The sequence below is a fragment of the Mesorhizobium sp. WSM4807 genome, assembly GCF_055811615.1.
Window position 1 is genome coordinate 105,152 of record NZ_JBVVQY010000007.1, and the last position, 15,412, is coordinate 120,563.

A 15,412-nucleotide genomic window follows, 5' to 3' on the forward strand; every position below is an offset into this window, starting at 1 on the left:
GCTGATAAAGCAATGCCTTCAGCGCCGTGCTCCGGCCGACATCCGCAAATTGCAGCTGCATGTTCCGGTGAACTGCTGATTTCTTCCCGCGAGACATTTCGCACACTGTTTGGCTTTGCGACGTTTTGGAAGAAACCACACCAATCCAAAAGCCCAATTTCGTGCCGCCTTGTTGGGCAATGCGGGCCGTCTCGCCTTCTCCAGCAGAACGTTTTTGCGCCAATATGCCCAAAATATCAACAAAGTAGGGCGAGTTCGTCTCTCCTTGCGCAGTATCCGCAGCACGCAGCAAGAATCTGTGTTGCCAAGCGGAGAGTTTTGGCTAACGTAAGGAAAACCACAAAACCACATAATGAAAAAGGGGAACGACAGATGAGCGAGTCAAGCAGGCGCGATTTCATGAAAGGCATGGCGGCGTTCGGAGCAGGCGCTGGGCTTATGGTGATCAACCCGGAATTCCTGGTCTCTGGCGCGGCTGCGCAGGCGGGCAAGCAACTGGTCTTCCTGTCGGCCGAGAACATCACCGGCAACTGGGATCCGACGGCGCACACGACGCTGTCGCAGAAGAACATCGAGGGTTTCGTCATGGGGTTCTTGACGCGCACGCCGATGCGCGTCGAAAATCCCGACGAGGTCATCTACGAACTCGCCACAAAGATTACCCTGCTTGAGCCGACCAAGCTTGAGATCAAGCTACGTGAAGGGGTGAAGTTCCACGACGGAAAGCCGTTCAAGGCGGAAGACGTCAAGGCGACCTTCGAATACGGGTCGCAGCCCGACCGGCCGGCGCAATGGTATCCTGGCCCGACTGAGACGCTGACGATCACGACGCCGGACGACTATACGGTGATCGTCGACACATCGAAGGGCGGCTATCCGGCGCACCTGTTCATCTTCCTCGCATCCTACCTGCCGATGCTGTCGGCAACCGACATCGCCGCCGGGCCGAGCGGACCGCTTTCGCAGCGCCTGAACGGCACCGGGCCCTACAAGTTCGTCGAACAGCGAGGCAACGACACGGTGTTGGAGGCCTACCCGGACTATTTCCTCGGGGCCCCGACTATCCCCGGCATCAGCTTCAATTTCGTGGGCGATTCGACCACCCGCATGCTGTCGCTGATGAACGGCCAGGCGTCCATTGTGGAACGGCTCGAACCGGAGCAGGTGGCGACCCTGCAAGGTAACGAGAATGTGGCGATCAGCAGCGTGGTCTCCGTCGAGAACAAATATCTGTGGTTCCGCTGTTCCAAGCCGCCCTTCGACGATCCGCGCGTGCGCATGGCGGCCTGTCACGCGATCGACCGGTCTATGCTGCTCGAAATCCTCGGCGAAGCCGGCCATGCCTCGGCGAACTATGTCTCGCCGGTGAAATTCGGCTATATCGACCTGCCCAACTATCCGGAATATAGCCCGGAGAAGTGCCAGGCCCTGCTCGCCGAAGCAGGCTTCCCGAAGGGGCAGGGGCTGCCCGAACTCGAATACATCACCTCGGTCGGGTTCTATCCCAAGACCAAGGAGTATGGCGAGGTGATCACTGCCATGCTGCAGGAGCAGGGGTTCCCCGTCACGCTGTCGGTGCTGGAGATCGCGGCGTGGAACGAGCGTCTCTACGACCGTCCCGGCGGTGGTCCGGGCCATATGGTCGACTGCGGCTGGTCGACCGGTTCGCCGGAGCCGGACCTCGTGCTGCGTACGCATTTCCATTCCTCATCCAAGCGCATTACCGGCATCGTCGATCCCGAACTGGACGCCTCACTCGACAAGGAGCGCAGCGCGGCGTCGCTCGAGGAGCGCAAGCAGATCCTCCAGACCGAGACCATGCCGATGATTGCCGCGAAGGTGCCGTCGTTCTCCCTGTTCACCTCCGTCATGATCCACGCGATGGACAAGTCTCTCACGGGGCTTTTCATCTATCCAGACGGCTCCATGGACGCGTCGAAGGGGGCGTTCGCCTGATTGGCGCCAGCCGCGGCCCGGGAGAAACAACCCGGGCCGTGACAGTCGTCGACGGCCGGGTGGAACACACGAACTCGGCTGCCGGCAACCAGTCCTCGGGCTTCGTTCGCCGCAGGAGATGGAATGTTCATCATTAGCTTTCTTGTCCGCCGCCTGGCCCAGGGTGCGCTGATCATTTTTCTTGTAACGCTGCTGATTTTCACCCTGCTTCGCGTCGTTCCGGGCGATCCCGTCCGGCTGATGGCGGGCGGAATGGCGCCCGAGGCGCTGATCGAGCAGATCGCCGAGGAGATGGGGCTTCGCGACCCGGTGCTGGTTCAATTCGGGCGCTACATGAGCGGTGTCGTCAGGGGCGACCTCGGCCAGTCGTTCGTTCGGCCGGCCAGCGGCGCTTCGACCGGCGGATCTAGTTTCGGGGATGCCACGCGCGGCGAGCGCGCCGACGTGCTCACCCTTATCGGCGAGACCCTGCCGATGACGCTGCAACTCGCCTTTCTGGCGATCGTGTTCGCGATGCTCTTTTCGTTCCTGGTCGGCATCCCGGCCGGATTGTCTCCTGGACGATGGCCGGACAGGGTCGCTTTTTACGTGTCGTCGATCTTTATATCCCTGCCGGGTTTTTGGCTCGGCATCGTGCTTGCGCTGCTGCTGTCCGTGAAGCTCGGCTGGCTGCCGGCGATCGGCTACAAGGGCTTTGCCTACACTATCCTGCCGGCAATCGTGCTGGCTGTCGAACTTTCGCCGGTTCTTATCCGGACGCTGACCGGCTCGATTTCCTCGGCAATGATGATGCCGTTCATTGCAGTCGGCCGCGTGCGCGGGCTCAGCCAGCGTCGGATCATCTTCGCGCATGCGCTGCGCAACGCCTCGGTTCCGCTGCTCAATCTCCTCGGCATCCAGATCAGCGGCCTGCTCGGCGGCGTGCTCGTCATCGAATTCATCTTCGACTATCCCGGACTGGGCCTTCTGACCATCAACGCCGTGCTGCAGCGCGACTTTCCGCTGATTCAGGGCATCGCGATCGTCACCAGCGCCATCTTCGTCCTGATCAACATCGCGGTCGATCTGATCGCGACCCTGATCGATCCGAGATTGGAATACTGATGAGCGTCGTAGAAACCAGCCTGAGCCTGAAAGCGACGGCGCCGGAAGCGCAGCGCGGCGCTTCGCTGTCCCGGCGGATATGGAAGGCGGCGCTGGCGTCGAACGAGTTCCGGGTCGGGCTCGTGATCTTTGCCGTACTGGGTCTCGCGGCGCTGCTCTACCCGGCCTTGAGCGGGATCGATCCCACCAAGATGAACGTCGCCAGCCGTTTGCAGTCGCCGCCCTTCCTCGGCGACAAATGGAACTGGGCTGCTCCGCTCGGCACCGATCAGATCGGTCGCGACATGCTCGTGCGCAGTCTGGTGGGCTTGCGCTATTCCCTGCTGATCGGCCTGTCCACCGTGGTGGTGGTGCTGATCATCGGCTGCTCGCTCGGCACGCTCGCCGGCTATTATGGCGGCAGGATCGACATGGTGATCATGCGGATCACCGACGCGCAGCTCTCCATCCCGATGATCATCCTCGCGATCACCGTTCTCGGAGTATCGCGGCCGACGATCCCGGCGATCATCCTTGTGCTCGGCCTTTCGAGCTGGCCGGTTTATGCCCGCGTCACGCGCAGCGTCGTGATGACCGAACGCAAGAGCGAATATGTGCGTGCCGCCCAGGTCAGCGGCGCTTCGGATTTTCGCATCATGGTCTGGCTGCTCGCGCCGCTGGTGCTGCCGCCGATCATCTTCGTGTCAGTTCTCGACGTGGCGCGCATGATGATCTTCGAGTCGATCCTCGGCTTCATCGGCCTCGGCGTGCAGCCTCCGACGCCGACCTTCGGCAACATCATCGCCGATGGCAGGAAATACCTGCTCAACGCATGGTGGATCGCCACTATGCCGGGGGTATTCCTGTGCCTTACGTTGACCAGCATCAACCTCATGGGCGCTTCGCTCGAGCGGGCCCGCAACCGGATCTACGGAGGCGTGTCGTGAACAGCAGCCCGGTCCTGTCGGTCAAAAATCTCGGCGTGGAAGTGGGCACGGGCGCGGGCGCCCGGCCGGTCGTCTCCGATGTGAGTTTCGATCTCGCGCCGCGCGAAATCGTCGGCATCATCGGGGCCAGCGGTTCGGGCAAGACCGTTCTGGCGCGAGCCCTGGTCAACTGGATCGACCCGCCGCTGCGCATCTCGTCCGGCTCGGTCGAGTACAAGTCGCAGAACATCCTCGATCTGGCCGGCGGACGGATGCGACTGCTGCGCAGGGAGATCGCCTATGTCGGTGCCAATCCCATGGGAGCGCTGGATCCGACTTTGCCGGTCGGCCGCCAGATCGTCGAGAAGCTCAGCGCCGTAGTGCCCGGCATCGATCCCTCGGAGGCCCGCAAGCGGGTCATCGACCTTCTTGGAGCGGTTCGCATTCCCTCGCCACGACTACGCTTCGACGAGTACCCCTCGCAATTCAGCGGTGGCATGATGCAGCGCGCGCTGATCGTCGACGCTTTGATCAGCAATCCAGCTTTTCTCGTTGCCGACAACGTCACCCAGCCGCTCGACGTGACAGTCGCAGCGCAGGTCCTGCGTCTGATGCGCGAGTTGACGGAGCGTTTCGACACCGCGGTGGTGTTCGTTTCCTCTTCGCTGCCGACGGTCAAGGAGGCGGCCGATCAGGTTCTGGTGCTGTCTGAAGGCAAGATTGTCGAGCGCAACACCCTGCGGCGGCTCATCGACGCGCCGCAGCATCCCTATACGCTGCAGTTGATCAGCCAGATCCCGAAAATCTGGACGAGCGAAGCGGTCGCCGTTCCGCGTACAACAACCGCTGCTGGGCCAACGATCAGCATACGTGACGCCACCCGCACCTACCGCGTTCGCAAGCGGGGAACCTTCGCGGCCCACAGCGAGGTTCGCGCCGTGCGCAACGTCACCTTCGACGTCATGCCGGGCGAGAATTTCGGTGTGGTCGGCGAGTCCGGCTGCGGTAAGTCCACCTTGATGAGGCTTCTCAGCCGCTTGGAGTTTCCTGACAGCGGCAGCGTCATCTGCAATGGCGAGGATCTTTCGAAACTGAGGGGCAAGACGCTGCTGAAGTTCCGGCGCGATTTTCAGCTGGTGCTGCAGGATCCGTTCAACTCTCTGCCGCCGCGGACATCGATCGGCGCGATCCTGGAGGATCCGCTGCGTGTGCACGGCATGCGCAATGCGAAGGAGATACGCGAACGCGTGCTGGCGGTCATGGCCGAGGTCGAGCTTCCCGGGAACTTCTACGATGAGTTGCCGCTTGGGCTCAGCGCCGGCCAACGCCAACGCGTCAATGTCGCCCGCGCCATGGTGCTCGAGCCAAAAGTGCTCATCATGGACGAGACGCTGTCGTCGCTTGACCAGACCGAGCAGTTCCGCTTGCTGGCGCTGTTCGAAAAACTGCAGGCCCAGCACGGCCTGACCTACGTGTTCATTTCGCATGACCTTGCAATGGTCCGCCGCGTCTGTAACCGGGTTGCCGTGATGTATCTCGGCGAGGTGGTCGAGATCGCCCACAATGAGCGTCTTTTCTTCGATCCCGGGCATCCGTACACGAAGGCGCTGTTGAGCGCGGTTCCGACACTGGAGGAGCGCCGCTACAAGCCGGAGGACTGCCTGCTCGAAGGAGAGCCGCCGAGCCCAATCGACCTGCCGCCGGGTTGCAGTTTCGCCAGCCGCTGTCCGCATGCCTTCGACAGGTGCCATGCCGAGAGCCCGACGCTGACGGTGCGAAATCACGGCGAGTTGGCGGCCTGCTTCCTCGTTGAAAGACAGGGGGCCCGCGCCGCCGCATGATGAACAAGAAAAAACGGGGAGGAACATACCGATGGAAGCGAAATCCGCATGAGCGATCCTGAAGATCGCTTGCAATACGCACTTGCCGAACTCGAGAAGCACGGGCGCGTATCGGTGCAGGCACTCGCCGAGCATTTCCATGTCAGCCGGGAAACGGTGCGTCGCGACCTGAAGCAACTGGAACTCGAGGGGCACCTGCGATGCATCTATGGCGGTGGCGTCAAGCCGCGCCCGGACGCCGACGAGCCCATCGCCGACCGGATGCGGCTGAACGCGCGCGAGAAGGCGCGCATCGCCGAATGCGCGGCGACCCTGCTCAGAGACCATATCAAGATCTTCGTCGACACCGGCACGACGACGCTGGCCTTCGCCAAGCATCTGAGGAACTGGCCGGATATCACCGTCTACACCAACTCGCTCGACATCGTCGCGCTGCTCGCCGATGCCGGACATCCCAATCTCGTGGCGGTCGGCGGCGACGTCAGGGCGAGCTACCGGGCCTTCATGGGTCAGGATCCGGTCGATCTCGTCACGCGGCACCTGTTCGACATCGCCTTCGTCAGCATTGCAACCGTCGACAGCAGGTTCGGCTTCATGGACCTCGGACAGGACGAGGCGAACATTCGCCGTGCGCTGCGAAAGCACTCCAAACAGTGTGTCATGCTGGCGGACAGCAGCAAGTTCGGCCGGCAGGGCTCCATCTGTACATACGAATTCCGGGACGTCGACATCCTGATCACCGACGCTCCCCTCAAGGCGGACTTCGCCGCGCAAATGGATCAGGCGCAGGTAAAGGTGCTCTATGCTTGAAATTCGCAAGGACCCGTCGGCTTTCCCCGGCATCGATGCCGAAGCCCTCCATCGGATGATGGATGAGGTTTCCGCCTTCGGCGGTGGTCCAGACGGCTCGATGACGCGACTGACCCTGTCCCACGCGGACGGACTGGCACGCGACTGGTTGGCTGCATGGGTCGCGCAGGAAGGTCTGCGCCTTGAGGTCGACGCGATCGGCAACATGTACGGATTTCTCAACTGGGCCGGCAAGGATGCGCCCTGCATCATGTGCGGGTCGCATCTCGACAGTCAGCCGAATGGTGGCCGTTTCGACGGCGCCTATGGGGTGATCGCCGCCTGCAGCGCGATAGAGGCGATCCGGCGCCGGGTGGCCGAAACCGGCATCACGCCAAAATGCAACTTCGTCATCGTCAATTGGACCAACGAGGAAGGTGCGCGATTCCAGCCCAGCCTGCTTGGCAGCAGCGTCAATTCCGGCGAGATCGATCTGGATTTCGCGCTGGCGCGCCGGGACGGCTCCGGCGTTTCGGTGGCCGAGGCGCTGGCGGAAATTGGCTATGCGGGCAAGGCCGCTCGCGTGGTGCCGGACGCCTTGATCGAGATCCACATCGAGGGTTCAGCCCATCTCGAGAAGGCCGGCCTGCGGATCGGGGCATTCACTCGTTTCTGGGGTGCCGTCAAATATCGCCTCGCCTATCTCGGTCGGCAGGCCCACACCGGCCCGACTCCGATGGCCGAGCGGCAGGACGCGCTGCTCGCTGCCGCCTATCTGATCGCCGAACTCAGGGACATGGCCGACAAGGCCGGCCAGGATCTGCACACCTCGGCGGCGCGGTTGGAAGTCCATCCGAATTCGCCGAACGTGGTGCCGGCAGAGGCGGTGATGTTCATCGAACTGCGGTCGGGAAGCGCCGAGCTTCTGGCGTCGGCCGAAGCGGAACTGAAGGAGAAGATCGCAGCCTGCGCTGCGCGCGCCCACACGTATTTCGAAGTCCGATCCATAGACCGGAGGCGGGCAGGAGAATTCGACGCCGGGCTGATCGATCTCGCCGAACAGACCGCCAAATCGCTCGGGCAGACGGTGCTGCGGCTCGACACGATCGGTGGGCACGATGCCGTCAGCATGTCGGCGGTGACGCCGGCGATCGTTATCGGAGTGCCGAGCGTCGGCGGTGTCATCCACCACCCGACGGAGTTCACCACGCCCGAAGACCGGCTCCTGGGGACGGAACTGCTCGCGGGAATGCTGTGGCGGTTCTGCGTCGACGGCAACGTCCTGAAGAGCTGAAGGGCCAGACGATGAAGACGATCGGCGAAGCCTCCACCCCCGCGGAAGTTCGTGCCGAGGCGGCGCTCACCGCTATTGCCGACTGGACGGGAAAACAGATCGGTTTTGCGCCCGCCTCTCCGGGTATCGCATCGCCCTCGCATCGCGGCGTCGACAGCGAAGCATGGCTAGTGGCGGTCGACCAGCCGTCTCCGGCCTATTTCCTGAAGATTGTGAACTTCGACCAGAAGGCGTTCGTCGATCTGGAAGCCGTATTTGAAGCCGCCTCCATCGCGGCCGGACTGGGCTGCACGCCAAGTCCCCGGTATTTTGCGCGAGACGCCGACGCGATCGTCTTCGATCTCCTGCCGCCCGGTTGGAAGACAGCGCGCATGGACGATCTGCGACGGGCGGACGTGATGGAACAGGTCATCGCGCTCAAAAAGGCGATCCACGGGGCGCGGCCATTCGCTTTGTCCTGGACGGTATTCGATAGGATCCGGGTGCTGGACAACGCCTGCCAAGCCGCTGGCGTCGACCGCCCGGATGAGCTTTGGTGGATGCTCGACGGCGTCCGCGAGATCGAGCGCGCGATTACGGCTGCGGGTTACGATGTCCGGCCGAGCCACGCCGACGGCCTCGCCTCCAACGTCATCATAAGCCAAGACGGGGCGGTTCAGCTCGTCGATTTCGACGACGCCCGTAATGTCGATCCCTTCTACGAGATCGGCATTTTGCTCAACGAGGCCTTTCCCTTCGAAGAAGAGATGCGGCCGGCGCTTGAGGTGTTCGAGGGCTCTTTCCGTCAGGCTTCCCTCGACCGCTGCCGTGCCTATGCGGTTGCGGACGATCTGATGTGGGGGCTCTGGGGGATGCTTATGAACTCGACATCGCCGCGCGGCGACATCGAGTTTCTGAAATACGCACAGTGGCGCCTGCTGCGCTGCCGGATGGCTCTTCGCCATCCTGACTTCGAACTGAAATTGAGACGGCTTTGAGCGGCTGCAAGGAGGCCCTACATGATTGAGAAGCGGCAGGGCGAGGCGGTGAGCGAAGCCGAGCGGGAGATCGAGGCCGTCATCTGTGCCGTCGAACCATGGGCCGGCCGCGATCTCCGCTACGGGCCGGTGCATGGCGGCATCAGCAATTCCAACTGGCGCGTTCGCATCGCGGGACAGCCAGGGAGCTATTTCGTGAAGGTTCCGGGCCGAGGCACCGAGATGTTCATCGACCGAAAAGCGGCGGCGGAGGCGAGCCGGCGCGCGCACTCGCTCGGTATCGGACCCGCGGTCTACGCCTATCTGGACGAACGCGGCGTCGAGATCGCCGATTTCATGGAGGGACGGCGCTCCTGTACCAACCGCGATTTCCTCGACCCGGCTGTACGCCGCTCGGTGCTGGGTCTCTATCGGCGCTTCAACGATTCGGGCCTGCTGTCGCTGACCAAGACCGTCTTCGACATGATCGACGAGCATGTCGATCAGGTGCGTGAGCTCGGAGGCGCACTGCCCGCGGATTTTGCCTGGCTGCATCGCCAGTACAGGCTGGCGCGGGCGGCGCTCGAGGCTTCGGGCATCGACCTTGTGCCGTGCTTCAACGATCCGATGCCGGGAAACTTCATGATCGCGCCCGACCGGTCGATGATGCTGATCGATTACGAGTATGCGGCAAACAACGACCGCTGTTACGAACTCGGCATCTGGTGCGGAGAAATGTTCTTCTCCGATGCGGTCGAGGCCGAGGTCATCGAGGAATATTTCGGCAGGTTCGATCCACGGTTGAAAGCTCGCCTGGTCGTGCACAAGGTGCTCGCCGATGTGAAGTGGGGAACCTGGGCGATGGTGCAAAACGTCGTATCGGCGCTCGATTTCGATTTCTACAAATACGGGGCGTGGAAATATATGCGCGCGCGCTCGGTGATGCAGACCCCGCAATGGGTCGAGTATCTCAGGGCGGTCTGACGGGTGTCACTGGCGGAGCAATTCCGACCAGCGACATATTTTCATATCATGGTGAGCCAAAGGGGGCGCGTCCGTCTCCAGCTACTGCCCGATTGGATGCAGACGGCATTGCGGTTAAGCCGCCATGGCCGGCATGTCTGCGGGGAGGGTTAGCGGCTGTCTTTGGCAATCAGTTTCGTCAGGCAATCCCCCGGCTGGCTCTCAGGCACGCCGAGATCTCTGACACTGTCCATGTGGTTGCGGTTGGTGAGAACAAGCGAAATTACCGGCGAACCATGCTGCAGCAGGTGCTCTTTGAATCGATCTGCTTGCTGATGGAAAGGCGGCGTCTCATTGGCTCCGACCAGAACCGTCGCCCTGGTTTGAGGATCATGCCGATAGGCAAGAGGTGTAAACATGGCGACTTCCGCATCGGTGATTCCAATCTCGTTGGCGAGAAAGGAATTCTGGAGCGGTTTCAAATCGTAGAGCCCGCCAAGCAGAAGGGCGGCCCGCACATTCGATGGGGTATGGTCGCTGTTGAACAGAAACGTTGAAAGATGTGCCCCGGCCGAATGACCGCTGACGGTCAGGTCTGCCGGGTTTCCGCCGTGGTCGGCGATATGGGCCAGAACCCACTGCTTGGCGCGGCGCACCTGGTCGACGATCGTCGCCATTCTGACCTTGGGCATCAGAGCATAGTCGACGATGACGGCAATCGCGCCGGCCTGGGTAATCGTCGCCGCGACGTATGAGTAGTCGCGCTTGGAGAACATTCTCCAGTAGCCGCCATGGATAAACATGTGCACCGGCAGGCCGCTTCTTTTGCCCGGGGGAAAGAACAGGTCGATGGTTTCGGTCTGATCCGGCCCATAGGCGACGTCGGCAGTCATCGGAATGGTTGCGCGAACAGCCTTGCTGCGATGAACGATGTCCTGGACGATTTGATCGAAATCGGCGACATGGTCGCGGATGCGGAACGGATCGCTTTGCACTCTTCCTCCGCTCAGATGCTGATGGCGAGGTACTTCGCCTCCATGAACTCGGCAATGCCGTGATGCTGGCCGCCCTCGCGGCCGAGGCCGCTCTGCTTGACCCCGCCGAACGGTGCTGCCGGATCGGACATCAGGCCGCGGTTGAGTGCGATCATCCCGGCTTCGATCCTGGATGCCACCCGCATTCCACGCGCAAGATCGCGCGTATAGATGTAGGCGGCAAGACCATATTCGGTGGCGTTGGCGCGCGCGATGATTTCGGCTTCCGTTTCGAATCTCGAGATCGGCGCCACCGGCCCAAAAATTTCCTCATGCGCCATCTCCGCCTCGGCCGGGACGTCGCAGAGCACGGTCGGCGGATAGTAGTATCCCGTTCCCGAGCCTGCCTTGCCTCCGCACAGCACCCGCGCGCCACGGGCGACAGCATCGTTGACCAGACGGTCGATCTTGTCGACGGCCTTCCTGGTGATCATCGGCCCGCACTCCGTGGCCGCGTCCGTGCCAGCGCCGATCTTGAGTGCCGACATCCGCCTGGCGAGGCTTTCGCAAAAGGCATCGTAAACGCCGGACTGGACATAGATGCGGTTTGCAGCCGTGCAGGCCTCGCCGGCGTTGCGCATCTTCGCCACCATCGCCCCATCGACCGCCGCGTCGAGATCCGCGTCATCGAACACAAGGAATGGCGCGTTGCCGCCAAGCTCCATCGAACACGAAACCACGTGCTTTGCGGCCTCGGCCAGCAGAACGCGCCCGACACAAGTCGAGCCGGTAAAGGAGAGTTTCCGCACGCGCGGATCGGCCAGCATCGCAGCCGTCACAGGGCCGGGATTGGAGGTTGTCAGAACATTCACCACACCTGGCGGAACGCCTGCTTCCTGGTAGAGCGCGGCAAGCGCGTAGGCCGTGAGCGGGGTCTCGCTGGCTGGCTTCAAAATTACCGTGCATCCGGCAGCCAAGGCGGGCGCGATCTTGCGCGTCGCCATGGCGGCAGGGAAGTTCCAGGGTGTGACAAGGACGCAGATGCCGATGGGCTCGTAGTCGACCACGATCCGGTTCGTGCCGGAAGGCGCAGTCCCGAATTCACCGGTGATGCGAACGGCTTCCTCGGCATTCCAGCGAAAGAATTCCGCAGCATAGGCGATCTCGCCACGCGCGTCCCGCAGTGCCTTGCCGTTTTCCAGCGAGATCAGGGTTGCCAGCGTCTCGGAACGTTGCGTCATCAGCTCGAAGCAACGTCTGAGGATTTCGGAACGCTTGCGGGGTGCCGTTGTGCGCCAGCCATCGGCGGCCCTGGCCGCAGCCTCCACAGCGGCTGCAGCATCTTCGATCGTCGCATCGGGAACCGCGGCGATCACCGCTTCCGTGGAAGGGTCCACGACCTGGATTTCCCTGCCGTCGGCGGATTGCCGCCATTGGCCGCCGATATACAAGCCGTGGGAGAATCTATGGAAGCCGGCAGTGTCCTGCTCGTCCTCCAGCACCTGATGAGATATGTTCATGGCCTGCTCCTCGATTGCTCACATGACACAGGCGGCGAGGTCGCCATCATAGGCGGCCTGGATCAGGCCCCGCATGGCTGCCAGATCGAATGGACGCGGATTGTTCTTGATGAGACGGTCAATGCCGAGCGCCTGTTCGGCCGTCCAATCGAGCTTGTCGGCGGGAAGCCCGAGCTTGGCCAGCGAAGGCGTGATCCCGATCGCTCCAAACAGCCGGCCGACCTCGTCGATCGCCGCGTCGGCCATCTCACCGGTGCTCCGGTCCTTCCCGTCGAGACCAAGGGCGAGGCCGATCTCGGTCATCTCGGCGGCCGCGGCGGCCCGGTTGTACTTCATGACATACGGCAAGATGGTGGCGACACCCAGCCCGTGAGCGGTGTGAGTAAGGGCGCCGACCGGATATTGCACCGCGTGCGCCGCCGCGGTTCCGGCCGTACCGAACGCGCAGCCGGCTGCAAGCGCGCCCATCATCACATCGTCCCGAGCGTCCTCGTCGGCGGGGTCGCGGTATGCCTTCTCGAGACTGCGGCCAAGCAGCTTGATCGCGAGCAGCGCAAAATGATCGGTCAGCGCGCTCTTGCCGATGAAGACATGGCTCTGCGGCAGGCTGGGGTCAGTGCCGCGCCTGACGGCGGTAAAAGCCTCGATCGCATGGGTCAGCGCGTCTGCGCCCGCGATCGCCGTCAGTCCCGGGGGACATGTCATCGTCAGTTCCGGGTCGCAGATGGCGGCTGCCGCGATCAGATGCGGGCTGGAGATGCCTACCTTCAAGGTGCGATCCGGATCGGAGATCACCGCGACAGGGGTCACTTCCGAGCCGGTGCCGGCTGTCGTTGGCACCGCGATCAACGGCAGCGTCGGACCAGGCACCTTGAACTCGCCGTAGTAGTCCTGGAGCAGGCCGCCGTGACTGATGAGCAACGCGGCGCATTTGGCCATGTCGAGACAACTGCCGCCTCCGATGCCGATCACCATGTCCGGCGCAAACTGTCGTGCCACCTCTACGCAGACGGCAACCGTGTCTCGTGGCACATCGGGCAGCACACGGTCGTGCACCAGCACATCGATCGATGCGCTTTCGAGCGCCGCCATGATCTCTGCGAAGGCGACGGTTGCGGCAAAGCGCTCGTCCGTACAGACAAGAGCGCGACCGCCCAGCCTGGCCGCAACGGTTGGAATGACATGGCGCTGGCCCTTCCCGAAGAGGATTTCACGCGGCAACCTTATGGCAGCGAAAAGGCTCATGTTCAGCGTCTCTCGATGAGGTTGGGAGTGGAAAGCGAAAGCTTGTTGCGGCCCTAAAATATCCTCTATTAAATCGTATAGGATATAGGATTGTATTGAACGAAGCATCGTGTTAGCCAGTGATCCTGTCAAGAGGCAAAGATGCAGGTCACGAACGTAAGCAATGCCCGAGAAGTCGGCCCCGCTAGCGGACGCATCCAGCGATCCAACAGCCTGGTGGAGGACGTGTATGAAGCAATTTTCGCGCAACTCATGTCGCTGAAGATCGCGCCTGGCTCACGGATCACCGTCGACAGTCTGGTCAAGGAACTCGAAGTATCCCACACGCCAATCCGTGAAGCGCTTGGCCGCCTCGAAGGCGAAGGCCTTGTGCTGAAGACACATTTGATCGGCTACCGCGCCGCGCCGCAGATAACCAAGCGCCGATTTGACGAACTCTATGAGCTTCGCCTGCTGCTCGAGCCGCATGGGGCGGCCAAAGCAGCCGCATTGATGGATGAGACGAAACTTGCGGTGCTTCGGGAGTCCGCAGGAGGCATGGCGCGCCGCGAAGGCAAGGATGAACGCCTGCGTTACTCCAACTTTGCGCGGCAGGACGCCATTTTCCACGACAGGATCATGGAATTTGCAAACAATGATCTCGTGCGCGAGACTCTCGCGTTCCAGCATACGCACTTCCACATCTTCCGCCTGATGTTCCATTCGCGCGTCACCGAGGAAGCGCTCGACGAGCATGAGGCCATCCTGGCCGCCTTCGCTGCCTCCGATCCCGCTGCGGCGGAACAGGCGATGCGCCGTCATATCGAGCATTCTCGTGATCGTTTGCTGCCGGCCTTCGATTGAGACTGGCACGATGTTCGTCACCGTCGGGAGCGGCGCCGTCAAGCTGAATGCACCGTTGATCACGCAGGCAAACGCCCGGGACATCCCGGATCCCCTTTTCTGAGACCCGCGCCGCCGGACGAGCGCAATGCCCGCCCCCCTTCCATTCACAAAACCCTTCCATTCACAAAACGAGGAACCGACCATGCCAGGCAAGAAAATACTGATGTTGACCGGTGAGTTTACCGAAGAATACGAGATCTTCGTCTATCAGCAGGCGATGGAGGCCGTCGGCCACATCGTCCACGTTGTCTGTCCTGACAAGAACGCTGGAGACCTGATCAAGACGTCGCTTCACGATTTCGAGGGTGACCAGACCTACACCGAAAAACCCGGCCACTATGCTTTGATGAACAAGACCTTTTCGGAGGCTGAAAAACAGCTCGACCAGTATCATGCAGTCTATTGCGCGGGCGGTCGTGGCCCCGAGTACATCCGCACGGATAAGCGCGTGCAGGCGATAGTCCGCCATTTCCACGAAAACGAGAAGCCGATCTTTACGATCTGCCATGGCGTCCAGATCCTGATCGCGGTCGACGGCGTCGTGCGTGGCAAGAAAGTAGGTGCGCTGGCTGCCTGCGAGCCGGAAGTGACCCTCGCCGGTGGAACCTATATCGACCTGTCCCCGACTGAGGCCTATGTCGACGGAACGATGGTCTCGGCAAAGGGCTGGACCGCACTTGCCGCGTTCATCCGCGAGTGCCTGAAGGTGCTGGGAACGGAAATCCGCCACAACTGACTCAATCGTCCGATGCATTCCAGACGGGATGCATCGGATCGCTCCACAGATCGTCCACGGCTCGTGGCAGCTCCTCCGTGCTCACGTGCAAGGCGAGGAACGCGCCGCACCGCCGTTGATCTTGGCGGGATGGCGGCGCTCGCGGGGGGCGACGATGATGTTCGAGCTGCTGTGCGTGATTGCCAAGTCCGTCGCTTCAGGCAGGGTTCGGCAGGCCTGAGGTGCGCGCGTCGCCTCTGTAAGG

General features: G+C 62.1%; 13 protein-coding genes. 10 read left to right on the top strand and 3 right to left on the bottom strand.

What is annotated here, in order from left to right; genetic code table 11:
* The first annotated feature begins 372 nt into the window (after positions 1 to 372).
* The 8 genes from AC0L3N_RS11530 to AC0L3N_RS11565 all read left to right on the top strand — a co-directional run bounded on the left by AC0L3N_RS11530 (position 373) and on the right by AC0L3N_RS11565 (position 9,829).
* Entirely contained in the window at positions 373 to 1,956 is a 1,584-nt protein-coding gene (locus AC0L3N_RS11530; RefSeq protein ID WP_473547720.1) for an ABC transporter substrate-binding protein, read from the top strand.
* Positions 1,957 to 2,079: 123 nt separating this feature from the next.
* Positions 2,080 to 3,060: an ABC transporter permease gene (locus AC0L3N_RS11535; RefSeq protein ID WP_473547721.1), complete on the top strand. Its 981-nt coding sequence runs from the start codon at positions 2,080 to 2,082 to the stop codon at positions 3,058 to 3,060.
* Complete coding sequence (locus AC0L3N_RS11540; protein WP_473547722.1) at positions 3,060 to 3,986, top strand: ABC transporter permease; 927 nt, start codon at positions 3,060 to 3,062, stop codon at positions 3,984 to 3,986. The genes AC0L3N_RS11535 and AC0L3N_RS11540 overlap by 1 nt, the downstream gene beginning before the upstream one ends.
* Positions 3,983 to 5,806, top strand: a complete 1,824-nt coding sequence (locus AC0L3N_RS11545) for a dipeptide ABC transporter ATP-binding protein (protein ID WP_473547723.1) — start codon at positions 3,983 to 3,985, stop codon at positions 5,804 to 5,806. Before AC0L3N_RS11540 ends, AC0L3N_RS11545 begins: the two co-directional genes overlap by 4 nt.
* A gap of 48 nt (positions 5,807 to 5,854) precedes the next feature.
* Positions 5,855 to 6,616 carry a DeoR/GlpR family DNA-binding transcription regulator gene (locus AC0L3N_RS11550; RefSeq protein ID WP_473547724.1) on the top strand — a complete coding sequence of 254 codons (762 nt, stop codon included), beginning with the start codon at positions 5,855 to 5,857 and terminating at the stop codon, positions 6,614 to 6,616.
* Complete coding sequence (locus AC0L3N_RS11555; RefSeq protein WP_473547725.1) at positions 6,609 to 7,889, top strand: allantoate amidohydrolase; 1,281 nt, start codon at positions 6,609 to 6,611, stop codon at positions 7,887 to 7,889. Before AC0L3N_RS11550 ends, AC0L3N_RS11555 begins: the two co-directional genes overlap by 8 nt.
* Before the next feature lie 11 nt (positions 7,890 to 7,900).
* Complete coding sequence (locus tag AC0L3N_RS11560) at positions 7,901 to 8,866, top strand: phosphotransferase (protein ID WP_473547726.1); 966 nt, start codon at positions 7,901 to 7,903, stop codon at positions 8,864 to 8,866.
* A 21-nt stretch (positions 8,867 to 8,887) separates the two neighbouring features.
* Positions 8,888 to 9,829 carry a phosphotransferase gene (locus AC0L3N_RS11565; protein WP_473547727.1) on the top strand — a complete coding sequence of 314 codons (942 nt, stop codon included), beginning with the start codon at positions 8,888 to 8,890 and terminating at the stop codon, positions 9,827 to 9,829.
* Positions 9,830 to 9,978: 149 nt separating this feature from the next.
* Here the strand turns inward: AC0L3N_RS11565 and AC0L3N_RS11570 are convergent, their stop codons facing one another.
* The 3 genes from AC0L3N_RS11570 to AC0L3N_RS11580 are packed head-to-tail and all read right to left on the bottom strand — an operon-like array spanning position 9,979 to position 13,547.
* Positions 9,979 to 10,803: an alpha/beta hydrolase gene (locus AC0L3N_RS11570; protein ID WP_473547728.1), complete on the bottom strand. Its 825-nt coding sequence runs from the start codon at positions 10,801 to 10,803 to the stop codon at positions 9,979 to 9,981.
* Positions 10,804 to 10,814: 11 nt separating this feature from the next.
* Positions 10,815 to 12,302, bottom strand: a complete 1,488-nt coding sequence (locus AC0L3N_RS11575) for an NAD-dependent succinate-semialdehyde dehydrogenase (RefSeq protein WP_473547729.1) — start codon at positions 12,300 to 12,302, stop codon at positions 10,815 to 10,817.
* 18 nt (positions 12,303 to 12,320) lie between these two features.
* Complete coding sequence (locus AC0L3N_RS11580) at positions 12,321 to 13,547, bottom strand: iron-containing alcohol dehydrogenase (protein WP_473547730.1); 1,227 nt, start codon at positions 13,545 to 13,547, stop codon at positions 12,321 to 12,323.
* A gap of 141 nt (positions 13,548 to 13,688) precedes the next feature.
* Here AC0L3N_RS11580 and AC0L3N_RS11585 point away from each other — a divergent pair, with 141 nt between their 5' ends.
* Both AC0L3N_RS11585 and AC0L3N_RS11590 read left to right on the top strand, forming a co-directional pair.
* On the top strand, positions 13,689 to 14,390 hold the full coding sequence (locus AC0L3N_RS11585; protein ID WP_473547731.1) for a GntR family transcriptional regulator: 702 nt from the start codon (positions 13,689 to 13,691) through the stop codon (positions 14,388 to 14,390).
* A gap of 184 nt (positions 14,391 to 14,574) precedes the next feature.
* Positions 14,575 to 15,168 (top strand): DJ-1/PfpI family protein, encoded by a 594-nt coding sequence (locus tag AC0L3N_RS11590; protein WP_473547732.1) that lies wholly within the window; start codon positions 14,575 to 14,577, stop codon positions 15,166 to 15,168.
* Positions 15,169 to 15,412 lie beyond the last annotated feature (244 nt).